This window comes from Mesorhizobium sp. M5C.F.Ca.IN.020.29.1.1 (assembly GCF_003997375.1).
Classification (GTDB): domain Bacteria; phylum Pseudomonadota; class Alphaproteobacteria; order Rhizobiales; family Rhizobiaceae; genus Mesorhizobium; species Mesorhizobium wenxiniae.
This window is the reverse complement of record NZ_RZSW01000013.1, coordinates 18,165-34,159: the sequence shown is the minus strand read 5'-3', so window position 1 is coordinate 34,159 and position 15,995 is coordinate 18,165. Positions and strand designations below refer to the sequence as shown.

At 60.3% G+C, this 15,995-nt stretch carries 13 protein-coding genes; 3 read left to right on the top strand and 10 right to left on the bottom strand.

The window, feature by feature from the left end:
• The 6 genes from EOA85_RS02490 to EOA85_RS02465 form a co-directional block, all read right to left on the bottom strand.
• A partial coding sequence (locus EOA85_RS02490) for an ABC transporter permease (protein ID WP_164759454.1) occupies nucleotides 1-326 on the bottom strand: 326 nt, incomplete at its 3' end.
• Between the two features lie 2 nt (nucleotides 327-328).
• Nucleotides 329-2,227 carry an ABC transporter substrate-binding protein gene (locus tag EOA85_RS02485; protein WP_127208223.1) on the bottom strand — a complete coding sequence of 633 codons (1,899 nt, stop codon included), beginning with the start codon at nucleotides 2,225-2,227 and terminating at the stop codon, nucleotides 329-331.
• Nucleotides 2,224-4,119 carry an ABC transporter ATP-binding protein gene (locus EOA85_RS02480; protein ID WP_127208222.1) on the bottom strand — a complete coding sequence of 632 codons (1,896 nt, stop codon included), beginning with the start codon at nucleotides 4,117-4,119 and terminating at the stop codon, nucleotides 2,224-2,226. Before EOA85_RS02480 ends, EOA85_RS02485 begins: the two co-directional genes overlap by 4 nt.
• 148 nt (nucleotides 4,120-4,267) lie before the next feature.
• Nucleotides 4,268-5,608 (bottom strand): adenylate/guanylate cyclase domain-containing protein, encoded by a 1,341-nt coding sequence (locus EOA85_RS02475; RefSeq protein ID WP_127208221.1) that lies wholly within the window; start codon nucleotides 5,606-5,608, stop codon nucleotides 4,268-4,270.
• A 182-nt stretch (nucleotides 5,609-5,790) separates the two neighbouring features.
• Nucleotides 5,791-7,134: a nucleotide sugar dehydrogenase gene (locus EOA85_RS02470; RefSeq protein ID WP_127208220.1), complete on the bottom strand. Its 1,344-nt coding sequence runs from the start codon at nucleotides 7,132-7,134 to the stop codon at nucleotides 5,791-5,793.
• A 111-nt stretch (nucleotides 7,135-7,245) separates the two neighbouring features.
• Nucleotides 7,246-8,406, bottom strand: a complete 1,161-nt coding sequence (locus tag EOA85_RS02465; protein ID WP_127208225.1) for a DUF3095 domain-containing protein — start codon at nucleotides 8,404-8,406, stop codon at nucleotides 7,246-7,248.
• A 92-nt stretch (nucleotides 8,407-8,498) separates the two neighbouring features.
• Here EOA85_RS02465 and EOA85_RS02460 point away from each other — a divergent pair, with 92 nt between their 5' ends.
• Both EOA85_RS02460 and EOA85_RS02455 read left to right on the top strand, forming a co-directional pair.
• The gene (locus tag EOA85_RS02460; RefSeq protein WP_127208219.1) at nucleotides 8,499-9,587 is read left to right on the top strand and encodes a glycosyltransferase family 4 protein; all 1,089 of its coding nucleotides are present in this window, start codon (nucleotides 8,499-8,501) and stop codon (nucleotides 9,585-9,587) included.
• Entirely contained in the window at nucleotides 9,584-10,348 is a 765-nt protein-coding gene (locus tag EOA85_RS02455; RefSeq protein WP_065006528.1) for a polysaccharide deacetylase family protein, read from the top strand. Before EOA85_RS02460 ends, EOA85_RS02455 begins: the two co-directional genes overlap by 4 nt.
• A 1-nt stretch (nucleotide 10,349) precedes the next feature.
• Here the strand turns inward: EOA85_RS02455 and EOA85_RS02450 are convergent, their stop codons facing one another.
• The 4 genes from EOA85_RS02450 to EOA85_RS02435 form a co-directional block, all read right to left on the bottom strand.
• Entirely contained in the window at nucleotides 10,350-11,204 is an 855-nt protein-coding gene (locus EOA85_RS02450) for an MBL fold metallo-hydrolase (RefSeq protein ID WP_127208218.1), read from the bottom strand.
• 133 nt (nucleotides 11,205-11,337) lie between these two features.
• Nucleotides 11,338-11,787, bottom strand: coding sequence for a cyclic nucleotide-binding domain-containing protein (locus EOA85_RS02445; protein ID WP_127208217.1), 450 nt, complete (start codon nucleotides 11,785-11,787; stop codon nucleotides 11,338-11,340).
• A gap of 303 nt (nucleotides 11,788-12,090) precedes the next feature.
• Nucleotides 12,091-14,805 carry an ABC transporter ATP-binding protein gene (locus EOA85_RS02440; protein WP_127208216.1) on the bottom strand — a complete coding sequence of 905 codons (2,715 nt, stop codon included), beginning with the start codon at nucleotides 14,803-14,805 and terminating at the stop codon, nucleotides 12,091-12,093.
• Between the two features lie 17 nt (nucleotides 14,806-14,822).
• Nucleotides 14,823-15,083, bottom strand: coding sequence for a hypothetical protein (locus EOA85_RS02435; RefSeq protein ID WP_245485576.1), 261 nt, complete (start codon nucleotides 15,081-15,083; stop codon nucleotides 14,823-14,825).
• 184 nt (nucleotides 15,084-15,267) lie between these two features.
• On the opposite strand from EOA85_RS02435, the gene EOA85_RS02430 reads away from it, so the two are divergent.
• A complete protein-coding gene (locus tag EOA85_RS02430; protein WP_127208224.1) occupies nucleotides 15,268-15,939 on the top strand; it encodes a class I SAM-dependent methyltransferase in 672 nt (223 codons plus the stop codon).
• Nucleotides 15,940-15,995: the final 56 nt, after the last annotated feature.

The following is a 15,995-nucleotide window of genomic DNA, read 5'->3' as shown; positions in this document are numbered from 1 at the left end:
AAGGAAACCAGCACGGTCAGCCACATTCGGTCCCCGACGACGTCGCGAACCGGCATCTCATATTCGAAGGAATAGCCGAAATCGCCGCGTAGCATCCCGCCGACCCAGTAGAAGTAGCGAATGACCGGTGGCTGGTCGAAACCATAGTCCTTGCGCATCATCTCGATGCGATCGGAATCCACCGCTTCGCCCAGAGCCCGAAGCTCGGCAACATGGCTGTCGAAATAGTCGCCTGGTGGAAGTTCGATGATCGTGAACACCAGTGCCGATATGACCAGCAGCGTTGGAACCATTACTGCGATGCGCCAGACAAGATATCGAAGCACGCTCAGGACTCTCCAAGCCAGAATGTATCCGGCATGTAGACACCGAAATAGGCGGTCGGGTCATAGCCGTAGAGCGCCTTGTCAGGCAGATTGCGCAGCCGCGAGGACGCCAGGACCGGCTGATGCGTTCCGTTCACGGTGCCGATCGAAAACACCTGATCGGTGTAGATCGACAGCATCGAATTCCAGATTTCGGCGCGCTCTGTGGCTTCGGTCGATGCGTTCCAGCGTTTGAGCAAAACCATCAGCTCGACCACAGGCGGAAGATCGGGCGCCTCACCGACCTTGCCATGAGACAAGTAGTGAGCACCCCAGAGCGGCCATTGCAGCTGGTCGTCGATGGTGGGGGCCAGCTGGTACGGGTTCATGTCGGCGGTCGGCACGCCATTGTCGATGCCCGACCACATCGACATCATGATCTGGCCGCCAAGCGCGCGGCTGCGGAAGATATCGCGCTGCGAAGTCCGGATGAACAGGGCGATCCCGATCTTGCGCCAGTGATCGGTGATGAGTTCGAGCGCGTCGGTTTCCAGCGTACTTTCGCCGGCCGTTTCCACTATGATCTGCGCAGGGCGCCCATCGGGAAGTATCCGCAGGCCGTCATCGTCACGCGTCTGAAGCCCGACCTCGTCGAGCAAGGCATTGGCCTGGTCGGGATCATGGGCGACCCAGGCTTTCGCGAATTCCGGCCGGTAGAGCGGGCTCTCCGGCAGGACCGTATCGGCACTTTCCTGCGCCAGTCCGTAGAACACGGCCATATTGATCTCGCGCCTGTCCACAGCGAGCGAAAGTGCGCGGCGCACGCGCACGTCACGCAAAAGGCCACGCCACGTCCGGTCGGCACAATTCAGATTGGGCAGCAGCGCCAGTCGTGAACCCTGTGTGCGTTTCCAGAGATGCATCTTCACCGGGTACCGCTTCTCCGCGTCCTTCAGGAAGGCGTAATCGCTGAAGTCAATTCCCAGGCTTTGCAAGTCGCTCTCGCCCGCACCGGTCTTGGCCGAGATGATCGCCGACGAGCTGACATTCATGACGATCCGGTCAATATAGGGCAGTTGCCGGCCATTCTCGTCTATTCGATGAAAGAACGGGTTGCGCTCGAAGACGAATTGCTCGGCCGGCGGCTTGGTCCGGTTCTGCCAGGGATCGAGCGTCGGCAGTTCCGGGTTCTCCGGGCGATACTGCCGCGACATGCGGATATGCAGAAGCGTCCATTTCTTGGCCCGGTTCTCCTTCATTAGGCCGGCGAGCCGGAATGGATCCTGGTATTTCTTGTGGAACTGCTTGAGATAGGCGGCCGGCAGAACAAGCGATAGCGGCGAAGCAGCAGCAAGCTTGGGCAGGAAGTCGGGATTGGGCCCATCCCAACTATAGCGGACCGTCGACGGATCGACGATCTCGAAGCGTGGCGGCTTGCCGGCCGCCAGCAGGGCCGGGGCAAGCCCGCCTTGCGAGAGCTCATCGTTCAGCCAGACATCTTCCCAGCAATAGCGGAAATCCTCCGGCGTCAGCAGGCTACCGTCAGACCATTTATGCCCTTCCCGAATCTTTAAAGTGAAGACGCGATCATCCGCTACGTCGAAACTTTCGAGGATGTCGGGTTGCAAGTTAAGCTTTTCGTCATAGCCGACCAGGCGAGCATACCCGTAGATCGTCATCATCCGGATATCTTTCTGGCTGCCGATGATCGTGCGCAGCGTGCCGCCATACTGGCCGGGCTGCCGGCCCATCGCGGCGAGGTTCAACGCGCGCGGGCTCTTGGGCAGGCGTTCGGCGAGTGCCGGGAGCGCCTTTGCCTTCAGCTTTGGCTGAAGAAATTCCGGCTCCAGATCGCCGGCGCGCGACGTGCCCGGCAGAAATGCCGAAGCCATGAGGCCAAGGACGGTGCGCCGGCTGATCAATGGCGTAGCTCGCTGACATCGGCCGAACGTCGGGCCAGCACGAGGTGGCCACCGCCAAGATCGAGCGGCGACAGCATATCCTCGTCGCCCTCGTCGCGGAATTGCCGTCCCCATGCGCTGGTGTCGGAAGCGCCGCTGAGCTTAAGCGTCTTGAAATCCATCGGCCTGTCGAGATCGGGGAAAGGTACTGCGGCAACCAGTGAGCGGGTGTAGGGGTGGACCGGTTTCCTAAGCAGGATTTCGCGCGGCGCGAGCTCGACGATACGCCCGCCGCACATCACCGCGATGCGGTCTGCCATGTAGTCCACCACCGCCAGATTGTGGGATATGAACAGGTAGGTCAGGCCCAGTTCCTTCTGCAGGTCCTTCAGGAGGTTCAGGATCTGCGCCTGGACAGAGACATCGAGTGCCGAAACCGGCTCGTCGCAGATCAGGAGTTCAGGCCCCAGCGCCAACGCGCGCGCGATGCCGATACGCTGACGCTGCCCGCCGGAGAAACTGTGCGGATATCGCTTGATGAAGCGCGGATCGAGCCCGATTGCCTGCATCAGGCTCTTGACCGTTGCGAGTCGGGACGCGGCATTGCCGCGTTGATGGATTTCCAGCGGCTCGCTCAAGATGTTCTCCACCGTCATGCGAGGTGAAAGCGACGAAACCGGATCCTGGAAGACCATCTGGATTTTCGCGCGCAGCATGCGCAGGGCGTCTCCCTCGGCTTCCAAGACGTCGATCGGTCCGTCGCGGCCGTTAAAGATCACAGAGCCGCCGCTAGGGGTGACAGCCCGCATGAGGATCTTGCTGACGGTGGTTTTGCCGGAGCCGCTTTCGCCGACCAGACCCAGGCACTCACCCCGCCTGATATCGAAGCTCACGCTGTCCACGGCGCGAACAGAAGTTTGATGACCCGCTCCGAACCATTCGGACTTGCGGGTGGTGAAGGTCTTTTTGAGATCCCTGACCGACAGCAGGACGTCGTCCGGCCCCTTCGACGCCGGCGCCGTCTGCTTGCCGAGCAGGTTCTCGACATTCACCGGCACCTCGCGGAGCGCTTTTAGCCTTTCGCCAGGCTTCAGATCGAAATGCGGAACGGCTGCCATCAGGCCCTTCAGGTAAGGGTGACCTGGCCGGCGGAATATCGCCTCGACAGGTCCCGCTTCCATGATCTCGCCATGGTAGATGACCACCACCTCGTCGGCGACATTGGCGACCACGCCGAGGTCGTGCGTGATCAGTAGCATCGCCATGTTCAGCTTGGTTTGAAGGCCGCGCAGCAATTGCAGGATTTGCGCCTGGATGGTGACGTCCAACGCCGTCGTCGGCTCGTCGGCGATCAACAAGGCGGGCCGGCAGATAAGCGCCATCGCGATCATGGCGCGTTGACGCAATCCTCCCGAAAGTTCAAAGGGATACATGTCATAGGCGCGCTTGGGATTGGGAAAACCGACAAGGCCGAGCATTTCCTCGGTCCGCGCCTTGCGCTCCGCTCGAGCCATGGGCGTATGAATCTGCAGGGTTTCGCTGACCTGGTTGCCGATCGTGTGCAGCGGCGACAGCGATGTCATCGGCTCCTGAAAGATCTTGCCGATGCGGCTGCCTCTCAACGCCCGGATATCGGGTCCGTCACGCGGCATCTGCAGGATATCCTGCGTCGTGCCGGGCTTTTCAGGATCGGAAAACAGGATACGGCCGCGAACTTGGGCTGTGTTCGGCAAAATGCCCATCACTGCCTGGCTGATAACCGATTTTCCAGAACCCGACTCGCCCACAAGCGCGGTAACCTTGCCGGGGAGGACGCGAAGATTTGCACGCCTGACGGCATGCAACGGTCCCCCGATAATGGCAAAAGAGATGCCAACGTCCTCGATCCGCAGCAGATCAACGCCCGAATTCATTCTCATACCAGCCCCACTCTGGCAGGTCCAAAAGGCGAGACTAGCGCATTGCCAGCCTAGAGCAACTTGGATTCGAAACAATCGCCAGTTCCCTGGCGGAACGGCGACCGGACTGCATACCAAAGGCGTTCGGATCAGATCGGGGCGGTTACTGGAGCTTCCTCGGGGCGCCCGCCGACAGCCGCGCTGCATCGCGATGAAGCAGCATGACCTGCTCGGCGTCGGATATTCGGTCGTAAATCGGCTCCAGCGTGCCGTCCTCATCGAGTGCGAGAGCACCCGACAGATCGGGTGAAAGCACCGTCAGCTTCTGTTTGATACCCGCCAGTCCCTCCTTGCCGAGCGTCAGCCAGCTGTTGGCGCCGCAATAGCCGGCGAAGTCCTTACTGGCGAGGATGCTGTGCGGATATTTCTTGGTCAGGGTCTGGAGGCGCTGGACCTCGTTTACAGCCGAGCCGAAGACAGAGAATGTTAGCCGGTCGGTAAGTCCGACATTGCCGAACATCACATTGCCGACATGCAGGCCGATGCCAAATTTTATGTCGCCCAATCCCTGCTCCTTTCTGCGCAGATTGAGATCCATCATGCGAGCGGTGGCCTTGTGCGTTGCCGCAAGAGCAGCCTGGCAGGCGGTCTCGGACTGCGCACGGTGCCTTTCGCAAGGGAAGACGGCAATAAAGCCATCACCTATGAAACTCATGATCTGTCCGCCTCTGCGATTGAAAGGTGCAGCAATGGCATCGAAAAACTGGTTCAGCGTATCGATGTAGATTTCGCGGCCGGCAGTTTCGGCAAGCCTTGTCGACCCGCGCATATCGGCCATGACCAGTGCGGCCCGGATTGTATCGCCCTCGCCGCGCTTGATCTGGCCGTCCAGCACGCGCCTGCCGGCGTCGCCGCCGAGATAAGTGGTCATCATGTTGTCGGCCAGCTTGGTGAGCACCGCCATCTTGGTTGCGATAGCGAGATGGTTCTGGATGCGCAGCAGCGCTGAAATCATGCTGTCGCTGAAGCCTGAAGCGCTGTCGGTGGACCAGGACCCGATCATGCCCTGACTGGTATTGCCGTTGAAGGGATGGACGAAAGCCATGTAATCGGTCACGCCCATAAGCCTGAGTTCATCGAAAATAGGAAATTCCGACGGCACCGACGGGTCGAGCCGGCGCCTCAGATGGTCGAGCTTGTGGCTGAGCAGATGGTAGTATGGGCTGGTCAGGAATCTGTCAGAATGAACGCCGTCCTTTTTGCGGAAGCCTTCCACTTCCATGCCCTGGCCGCGAAGCCAGGTGAAGCCAAGCGCGTCATAAAGCGGATGAAGCATCGAAAAGCTCAAATGCACCCGCTTCAACGGCAGGCCGGCAGCAGCCAGCCGTTCACAAAAGCCCTTTACCAATGTTTCCAGGTCGTCGCCCGCCAGCGCCGATTGGGTCAGCCAATCGGCAACCTTATCCATGAGAATGGTGGAAATTTCTGCTTGCGCTGTGCTCATGCTATCTTGAGACCCGTCGAAGACGAGCCATTCTCCTTTCTAACGACCCGAAGATAAGACCCTCGAAGTCAATAATGCCCTTGTCGGCAAAAGCGGTCGAAGGGGCATTATGTGGCGAGGCTGCCGGCGGAGTGCAATCATGATCCTGCCATCAGGTAAAAAATTCGCCGGCTCAGACACCGTCAGGCCTTCACCACAGTCTCTCGGGCTAGCCCGAGGCGGCCAAAAACATTGCGTGTGTCGACGATCAGAAGAGCGTGATCAGCGATCGCCTGATAGTCGATCGCGTCGTGGTCGGTTGCAATGACGACAGCGTCGAAATCCTTCAAGGCCGCCTCGGTCAATTCGACCGAGCGCCGCCCCTTGATCGCCATATGCTCCCGTGTGGTCGGGATCTCGTTAACATGCGGATCGTGGAATTCCGCCTTGCCGCCCCATTTCTCGATGAGTTCAATGAGCCGCAATGAGGGGCTTTCGCGGATGTCGGGCACATTCTTCTTATAGGCGAGCCCGATGATGAGAATGCGCGAGCGGCTGAGCGCCTTGCCGCAGCGCCGGTCCAGCGCCTTCGCCAGTTCATCGACCACATGACGCGGCATGGCCGTGTTGATCTCTGCCGCCAGTTCGATGAAGCGGGTCGGCAGTTCGTATTCGCGCGCTTTCCACGTCAAGTAGAAGGGATCGATCGGAACGCAGTGCCCGCCAAGTCCGGGGCCAGGATAGAAAGGCATGTAGCCGAAGGGCTTGCTCTTTGCCGCCTCGATCACCTCCCAGATGTCGATGCCCATCGCACCGAGCACGACCTTCAACTCGTTGACCAGGGCTATGTTGACCGAGCGGAAGATGTTTTCCGTCAGCTTGACCGCCTCGGCGGTCGCCGTGGTGGAAACCGGAACGACGGTCTTGACCACGCCCTGGTAGAAAGCCTGCACGAGCGTCGCCGCTTCAATGCCGTCGCCTGCCACGATCTTGGGGATCGTCGCGACTTCAAAGCTACGATTGCCGGGATCCTCGCGTTCGGGCGAGAAGCCGAGGAAGAAGTCTATCTTCGACTGCAAGCCTGTTTCTTCCAGTATGGGCTTGATCACGTCGTCGGTGGTGCCGGGATAGGTGGTCGATTCCAGCACGATCAGTTGGCCGAGACGCAGATGCTTCGCGATGGTGCCTGCCGTGTTCCTGACAAAGGAGAGGTCCGGCTCACGGTTTTTCGTCAGCGGTGTCGGAACGCAGATGATGATGACATCGCAGACGGCCAGTTCGGCAAAATCCGCAGTGGCGCGGAACCGTCCGTTCGCCACCTGGCCGGCAAGGGCTGTCGATGCCACCGCCTCAATGTAGGATTGGCCGTTGTTCAGGTTCTCGACCTTCTGGGCTTCGATGTCGAAGCCGGAAACCGGGAAGCCGGCGCGTGCGATCGCAACCGCCAGCGGCAACCCGACATAGCCCAGTCCAATCACGCCGACTTGCGCGGCGCGCGTCGAAATCCGGTTCAGAAGACGGTCATATGTCGATCGTGAGGCGTCCAAAAATCTGCTTTCCGTCAATTCGGACAGGCCGTCCGCTCCCATGGCGAGGCTCACCTGGTTCCCCAAGAACCCCGAGGCATATTGCGGAAAATCGATTTCCGCAAGCCGTCGTCAGACCGGCACCTTCGCCTTCAGGCTTGCGGCGGCCATCGCATAGCCGCCGGCGGCGCCATCGATGAAATGAACGTGATCGCGCTGCAGCGGCGAGGCGACCAGGCATGTCATCAAGGCCGATTTCTGGCGGTGCAGGCCATAGTTGCAGATGCCCGCCTCTTCCGCCTGTCTCAGCCGGTCCTCGATCCGTTGCAACACATCCGCGTCAACGTCGATGGTCATCTTCAAGCCGTCGTCGAACTTCCGGAAATCCGAATTGCTGGCCACGTCGCGTTTGTAGACCTTCGGATCGAAGCTGCCGATCGTCCAGCCATATCTGTCGGTGACAGCCGTAAGCGTCATCAGAAACAATATCCACAGCTTCGACAGCCATCGCCATCCTGCCGGCGCCATGGCCCGCGCCTCGATATCGAGGCCGGCGGGCGGAAAACTGAAGCCCGGCCCGTTCACCGGCACCGGGTGGCCATCGCGTTCCTGCCTGCCGGCAAGAGCGATGATGTCGGAAGCCAGAAACTGAAAAGCGCGCAAGTCGCGCGACGCCCCCGGTATGGCTATGATCGAGACGATTTCGCCATGCCGGGCTTCGATCGGGTCCCAGCGGCAGGAGAGGCCGGTCAGATCCGGCCGCGCGCCGGCTGGCGCAGGATCGATGCGGTAGCGCCCCGCTTTCATCTCGGCTTCCGCCCAACTGCCGCCACCGCCGGCGAACATGGCATAGAAGACCGCTTCGGAGGCCCGGAACCTCGCCACGCGAACGTCGAGGCCTTGCGCTCTTATATCCTTTATCGGCACGATTGCGGCTCGCAAGGTCAGGTCCAGTTCGTCCGCCACCCATCTCTGGACAACCGCCAGCGCGTTGCGGGTGATCTCCAGCGCCGAGCCGGGAAACGCCACGAGCGCGCCGTCGCCGCCGAAGACAAAGGGAAGATCTTGCCGACCCAGCGCATTGAGCAGCGCCGAAATGACGCTGGCGCCGGCCATATTGACGGTTTTATAGCGCCCAGCCCCGATCGCCTTGGTCGAGCCGACGATGTCGGCGGTGGCCAGCGCCCAGCCATCCGGGAGAGGCCGATAGTTATCGATATCGGCAACGCTTTCGAACTTTGCGAAGACCGGCAAGGAAGCGACAAACGGGTCGGACGCGGCAGCTGTTTCCATGAGCATCAGATAGCACATTCCACTGATTGAGGGTGAAGTCGATCATGCTTCGAAATTGACTTGCACAGGCATTCCGATGATAGGGTCCGGCGATGCGAATTGCCTTCTACGCGCCGCTGAAGTCGCCCAATCATCCCGTTGCCTCCGGCGACCGCCAGATGGCACGGATGCTGGTCAAGGCGCTGGAGCATGGAGGGCATAGCGTCGAACTAGTATCCGAATTGCGCTTCTATCTACGCGAACCGGAGTCGAAAAGTTTCGCTGCGCTCAAGATCGAGGCCCGAGAGGAAGCCGCGCGGCTGACAAGGCTTTGGGATCGTGACGGCAAGCCCGATCTCTGGTTCTCCTATCATCCCTATTACAAGGCGCCCGACCTGATCGGACCCGAGCTGGCGTCGGCCTTTGCTATCCCCTATGTGACAGCGGAAGCCTCCTTTTCGAGGCGGCGCAACGTCGGTTTGTGGGGCGATACCCAAGCGTTGGTGGCGCGAGCCGTCGAACAGGCAGCGCTGAACATCTGCTTCACGCAAAGGGATCGTCATGGACTGATGGATGCGATTCCCGACGCCGCTCTCGGTATGCTTTCGCCCTTCATCGACACATCGATATTCCGGGAAATGCCGGCAAGGGGTTGTCCGACGCGCCTCGTTACCGTCGCCATGATGCGCCCGGGCGACAAAGTCGAAAGCTATCGCATGCTGGCGCAGGCGCTCGGTCCGATCGGCCACCTGCCCTGGACCATGTCGGTGGTCGGGGATGGGCCTGCCCGTGACGAGATCAAAGCGCAATTCGCCGGCTTGCCCGCCGACCGTATCGAATGGCTTGGCGCGATTGAGCCAGCCGCCGTGCCGGACGTCCTCTACGGTGGGGGAATTTACGTCTGGCCGGGTTACGGCGAGGCCTATGGTGTTGCCTATCTTGAAGCACAGGCCGCCGGTCTTCCGGTGGTGGCTCAGGACATCGCCGGCGTGCCGGAGGTCGTGCGGGATGGCCAGACCGGGTTTCTCACCCCGGCGGGCGATGTGGCGGCGTTCGCTTCTGCCATTGAAAGGCTTCTGGCCCGTAACGACGAAAGAACCATCATGGCCGCGGAAGCCAGACGTTTCATCCTCGAAGAACGCTCCCTCTGTGTTGCAGCGGCGCGTCTGGCCGAACTTCTTGCGAGGATCCCGGTTTCATGACATCCGATCAGATCTGGCAGCCCTTGGTGGAAGAACTGGCGTGCCGGCAACGGGCGGACCGTAAGGCAGAGTTCTGGCTGCGTGACGATGACGCCGTGGAGCCGACGCCGGCGCTTGATCGGCTGCTCGACCTCACCGGTGAATTCGCGGTTCCGGTCACTCTGGCCGTCATTCCGGCCCTGACTGGTGAGAAGCTTGTCGCCCGGCTTGACGAGGCGCCGCATGCCACGGTCGCCATCCATGGCTGGACGCACCGAAATCATGCGCCCGAGGACCAGAAAAAGCAGGAGCTCGGCGCGCATCGGCGACGCGAGGCGGTGCTCGATGATCTGGCTCGCGGGCTGTCGCACGTAACCGGCCTGCACGGCGCACGTGCCGTTCCGATGCTGGTGCCACCCTGGAACAGGATCGACGCCGGCTTGGTATCCGACCTTGGATCGATAGGATTTGCGGCATTGTCGGTCTATGGGCCGCCGAAGCCGGCTTCACTGGCGGTCATCAACAGCAATGTCGACATCATGGATTGGCATGGTACGCGCGGCTGCCGCGATCATGGCTCATTGGTTCAGGCTATCATCGCGCAATTGCAGCGTGCATTCGACGGCGGCGAACCGGTCGGCCTGCTCACCCATCATCTGGTACATGATGAATCGGCCTGGCTTTTCCTCGAACGGCTGTTCACAGTCACAGCACAGACTGAAGCCTGCGCATGGCTTCCGATCAGGACACTGATCGGGCGCAGCGCCGGTAGAGGAAAATAGCTCAGCGCTTTTTGTGCAATGAGACTGGAAATGTGAGCGTCTGGCCATCCCGCGCGGCAAAAGCGCCGGCAAACCTGTCTTTGGCCAGTTTCTCGATCTCGTCCAGTTCCTCGTCGGTGCGTGTCGGATCGTGGTGAAACAGCGCAAGCCCGCGCGCACCGGCCGCCTCACAGAGCTTGGCGCCCTGTTGCCATGTCGAGTGCCCGTAACCGCGGCGGCGTTCCATTTCCTCCTCGGTGTAGGTGCAATCGTAAATGACGAGGTCGGCATCTTCGATCAGGCCGAGCACCGCCTGATCGAGTTTGTCCGGCTCGTGCTCAGTGTCTGTTATCACCGCCACGACGCGGCCGCCCCATTCGACCCGGTAGCCTATGCAGCCGCCCGGATGGGTAAGACTGCCGGTTCGGACCACCACCCCTTCGCGCGGCCGAAGCACGTCTCCGGACACGAAATCGCGATAGTCGAGCCTTGCCTTGCAGAACTCCAGTTTCATCGGAAACCACGGCGGCCGCATGAACTTATCGACCATCTGCCGGGTCGTCATGTGTCCTGCAAGATGCCCGGACCAAAGCGTAACCTTAACGCTCTGGTCATAGATCGGCGCAAAAGACGGCAACCCGATGATGTGATCGTAATGGCAATGGGTGAAAAGCAGGTCGAAATCGGTCACGCCCAGAGCCTGAAGCGCCCCGCCGGCAGGTCGTAGGCCAGAGCCTGCGTCGAATAGAAGCGTATGCTTACCGCATCGCATCTCAATGCAGATTGTGTTGCCGCCATAGCGAGAGAATTCTGGCCCCGATACCGAAATGCTGCCGCGCACGCCCCAAAACCTGACCAGGAAAACGTCGTCGTCCATGCTACCCCTTCGCAGTCCCCATCGCCCATCGTAGCCAAACAACTGCTGCTAGGCGAGACAGGTTTTCCTGGGTGACCTTCTCAGCAAGAGGCCGGTGCCATCACGACGGCGAGGATCGAGGGGACGTCATCCGTTATTTGGCGCTTCGTGCATCGATCAGATCCGCGGTCGTATGGCTTAGGCGATCGGCAAGAACCCGCAATATCTCGATGGTCATTTCCGGGAACTCCTTCATAAGCCTCAGGAAATGATCCTTGCTGATTCTCAACGCTTCCAGCGGACTTGCCGCTCTGACGGTGGCCGTGCGGGAGCTGTTGCACAATATGGCGATCTCGCCAACAATCGAATTTGGCTCCAGTTCGGCAACTTTTATCGGTCCGCTGTCGGAATCGACCAGGATATCCGCCCTGCCTGAAAGGATGACATAGGCGGCGTCTCCCTCGTCGCCCTGCCGGAAAACGATCTGGCCGGCACTGTAGCTCACACGATCGGATGTGAACGCAAGCAGTTTGAGCTTTGTCGGCTCGATGGCAGAGAACAAGGGAACGCGTTGCAGCATTCCAACTTCGTCCTTGAGCAGCATTGTCGCAAACCTTCTCAAAATTCGCGTGTGCCAGACTAGAGCAACGGTCGCCCAGATGGAATCAATTCTGTTTCCGGGATGGCGAGACGAACCACGCGAAAGGTGGCAAGCCCGATGTCGGGCGATCGGGCGATGCCGCCTGACATAATGGGCTTCGCCAGCCGGAACCCGAAGAGCCGGGTGAATTTGCGGCAAATCCTTCGTTTTCGGCGCCGATGCAGTCCCGCTACGCCCTTTGCCGAATGCCTTGATCTTGCATCAAATTCGCACCGGCAGAATGATCCCATCTGAATGTCCGTTGCTCTATGACAGCAGTTCCTTGAATATACCGTTCCCTGCCAAAAGTGTCTCGGGTGTTCCGTCTTCCACCAATTTGCCCGAGTCGAAGACGATAACGCGATCGAACATCATCCCCATCGCCGGATTCGTCACGACCCACACAATTGCCGGCGAATGGCCGTCGCGCCTGGCATCCTCGAGCACGTTTCGCAGCACCTTATCCTGCATGCGCTGGTCGAGCGCCGACAGCGGCCGGTTGAGAATGAGAAAATCAGGACGCTTGAGCAGGGCCCGGGCAACATCGAGCTTCTGTCGCTGTCCACCGGTCAGCCGCCTGCCGCCGGAGCCGACATTGAAGTCCAGGCCGACATCCAGAAGTTCGGCATAAAGCCCAAGTTCGTCAAGAATGTCATAGACGATGGAGCGTATGCGGTCCGGCGCGTCAGGATGGTTGTTGCCCACACGCCCGAACAGGACATTATCCATGACGGTGGCCGCGGCAATGTATTTGGCAGGATCATACCGTTCGATCGCATTTTGCAGCTCGGGCGGCAGGTTTTCATAGAACCGGTTGCGTGCAGCGACGATCTTGCTCATCAGCTCATCGCTCAGCAATCCGAAGCGGTGCCGGGGCTCGATATAGGCAAAGCTCAAGGTGACGATCATGGCGCGGTCGCTCTCCGAAACCGCCTCGTAGGGACGGTTCTTGAGCCGTTGCAGCAAGGTTTCGTAAGTGGGTATCTCCTCGGCGCTCATGAAGGCGAGCTGCTGGAAGAACTGGTGATCGGGTGGCAGGTCGGCAAACAGCTCGATCGCCTGTTCGGCGATCTCCATGCCCATTTCGTAAAGCGTGCGGTCGAGGCCGGCTTGCCTCAGCACAGAACCAAAATAGGGATTGGCCGCCAGAGCCCTGTCGGCCAGTTCGGGGCCGGCGGCAGCGCCGAAGAGCAGGTTTTGGCCGATCGTTGCTTCCTTGTTGTAGGCGCCCGGTTCGAAAGGAACCACCAGTTCGCTCAGCCCTTCGTGTTCCAGCCGGGTTCGCAGCCCCGCACGCAGTTCGACGATCCGCCTGGCAAGCTCCGTATGACGCGTCAGGTCGGCCGAAGAGCGCAAGCCAAGATCCAGAATATCGCGCGACAGAACAACCGCGTCGAGCACCCGGCGCACGGCTTCAAAGAGGTCGTGCGGGCCGGTAGCGCCGGCGGAAGCATAGTTGATCCAGTCGCTGCGGATATCAAGATCCGGATTGCCCGACCGGCGCGCCTCGTGGATGTTCCAGCGGTGCTGGTCTGCCGCAGCACCGTCATAAGGCACCGATGTCAGCGGGGCATGCTTCAACCCGTAGAGCAGGTTATCGCGGAGGCTTGCCTGGAACAGGAAAACATCCGACGAGGCATAGGACATGCGCCGGCCGGTCACTGCTTCGGGGAGTTCAAGAAGATCGTCGGCGCCAGAAGCGACCCTCCCGCTGTCCGGCCGGTTCAGCCGCGCGAAGGCTTCTGCAAGCGCCTCGGCTCCACCTGTTGCGGTACTGACCAGCGCCACCGTCTCACCCGGCTTGACCTGGAGGGAGATACGGTCGAGGACCATTCCACCGCCATCGTCTGCTATGGACAGACTGATCGCGGACAGGGGTTTGGTCATCGGATCGGGATCGTCGATCGTCAATGCCCCGATTCTCGGCGCAATGAGACCATCGACGGTGAATTGTTCAACGACCTGCTGATATTTGACCTGGATATCCTGCCGCGCCTGATCCCAGTCGATCAGTTCTTTCATCGGTCCGGGCAGTTCCTTATAGGCGCTGATCACGGCCACGAGCTGGCCGACGTCCAGCCGCCCCTGGATGACCAGATACCCGCCGATCATGTAGAACAGAAAGGGCGTGACCTGCGCGAGAAAATTGTTGAGGAACTTCACCATGAATTTCCATTGGTAAAGATCGAAGCGGATCTTGAAGATGAGCCCGAGCCGGGCAGCTATGTCGGCGCGCTCGTAGTTTGATGTGTCGTGGACGTGAACCGCGCCGATCCCGTCGACGATTTCGCCAACCCGGCCCGAAAGCGCGCGCGCCGTCAACTGCCGTTCGCGCCCGAGCACAATCAGCCGCCGCCGCATTCGCGGGATGAGCACGATCTGGATCGCCACGATCACGACCGCTATCATTCCGAGCCAGAAGTTCTGGACCACGATGAACAGCATGGCCGTCAGCGCCTGGCCGCCGAGCAGCACCGGCTGCACGAAGGCATCGCCGATGAAGCCGCCCAGCGGCTCCACCTCGTCCTTCACCATGGTCGCCACTTCGGCGGATTTCACTCGCTTGAAGTAAAACGGTGGAAACCGCAGCACACGATCGACCAGATCGAAGCGGATACGCCGCAGCATGCGTTCGCCGAGGCGGCCCTTGTAGGTGTTGATGTAGAGTTTGAACAGGCCGTTGATGACGACAAGCAAGAGGAACACAAGGCTCAGGGCAAACAGCGTCGCCTTGCGGTCGAGCTGAAAACCGGAGAAGAACTGGACCTCTCCGATGAACGGCAGGTTATAGTGTAGCCTCATGAATGGCTGGGTCGCGCCCGGTTGCTCGAAGCCGCTACCTTGGATCGGGCCGTTGATGATCAGCTTTGGCAGGTCGAAGGACATGAAATACGGGATCATCGAAAGCACGACGATCATCAATATCCAGAGCTGCTGCTTCTTGGTGTGCGTCCAGATGTAGCGGGCTAGGCTGGGTTCCATATGCGGCTGTGGACCCTTCAGTTGCAAGGATGCAGGATGTAAACGCACCTGCTGGCGAATGGCGTACCGGCAATTTCTTCGTCGGCAACGAGAAGCTCGAAGCTGCAGCGCACGGAGATTGTCCTGCGCTCAACGATGGAAGGAACCTGCGAGGCGGCGCGATCCAGTTCCGGCGCATGGTCGATGACAACGTTATGGGCATTGTTGATCAGCGAAGAAAGCAGCTGGCCAGACGGTTCGCGGCTTCCATAGGGTTTTGGCGAATAGCCGAGCAGCACGAGGCCGCTGCGCCGCTGGTGCTGGCGGATGGACGCCGATGGTCCGGACAGATGCAACAGGCTCTCTCCGGCACCGGGCAATGGCGAAGCGGCTTGCAGCATAATCACGTCCGCGAATCAACAGCCTTCCGGGAGGCAAGATTGCGTTGTGTCGCCCGAAATCCCAACATACAAGACGAATATGATGGATGTCACGCAACCACGCAATGCCGGCCTGGACTGGCACGAGCAAGCCTTTGACCTCACGCGGGGAATTGCTGCCTATGTCAACTGCCCTCTGGTGGCAGGGCTGGCGCGCGTCATCACCAAGCATCCGAAGGCCGATATCGCCAATGCCTTCAACCACAAGCAGGTCGCCTGCAAGATGTGGGCGCTCGACAGGCTGTTCGAAAGCTGCGGCGGCCGATTCGGGCGCATATGGGTTCTGGGTGGATGGTACGGCGTGTTGCCGGCGATGCTTTTCAACGACGCCCGCTTCGACATCGCGGCGGTCGATAGCATCGACATCGATCCCGAAGTCGCGCCGGTCGCCCGGACCCTCAACCGGGGAGCCGGCGACCGGTTCCGCGCGCTGACGGCAGATATGTACGCACTCGACTATGCGGCCGGGCGGCCCGACCTGGTGGTCAATACGAGCTGCGAACACATAGCCGATCTGCGCGCCTGGCTTGCTCTGCTTCCGCGGGGCACGACTGTACTGCTGCAATCGAACGATTATTTCAGCGAGCCGACGCACATCAACTGCGTGGCTTCACTTGCAGCCTTCGAAGCAATGGCGGCGCTACGGGAGGTGCGGTTCTCCGGCGAACTGCCGACAAAAAATTATACCCGCTTCATGCTGATTGGAACTGTTTGATGCATTTCGCCCAACAGTGCGTAGTGCGTCGCACGAACCTCGCCAGACGTGACGCG

Coding starts and splice junctions, on each gene's coding strand:
- EOA85_RS02460 (WP_127208219.1), top strand. CDS start 8,499: ATGCGAATTGCCTTCTACGCGCCGCTGAAGTCGCCCAATCATCCCGTT.
- EOA85_RS02430 (WP_127208224.1), top strand. CDS start 15,268: ATGGATGTCACGCAACCACGCAATGCCGGCCTGGACTGGCACGAGCAA.
- EOA85_RS02440 (WP_127208216.1), bottom strand. CDS start 14,805: ATGGAACCCAGCCTAGCCCGCTACATCTGGACGCACACCAAGAAGCAG.
- EOA85_RS02475 (WP_127208221.1), bottom strand. CDS start 5,608: ATGAGCACAGCGCAAGCAGAAATTTCCACCATTCTCATGGATAAGGTT.
- EOA85_RS02445 (WP_127208217.1), bottom strand. CDS start 11,787: ATGCTGCTCAAGGACGAAGTTGGAATGCTGCAACGCGTTCCCTTGTTC.
- EOA85_RS02465 (WP_127208225.1), bottom strand. CDS start 8,406: ATGGAAACAGCTGCCGCGTCCGACCCGTTTGTCGCTTCCTTGCCGGTC.
- EOA85_RS02450 (WP_127208218.1), bottom strand. CDS start 11,204: ATGGACGACGACGTTTTCCTGGTCAGGTTTTGGGGCGTGCGCGGCAGC.
- EOA85_RS02455 (WP_065006528.1), top strand. CDS start 9,584: ATGACATCCGATCAGATCTGGCAGCCCTTGGTGGAAGAACTGGCGTGC.
- EOA85_RS02480 (WP_127208222.1), bottom strand. CDS start 4,119: ATGAATTCGGGCGTTGATCTGCTGCGGATCGAGGACGTTGGCATCTCT.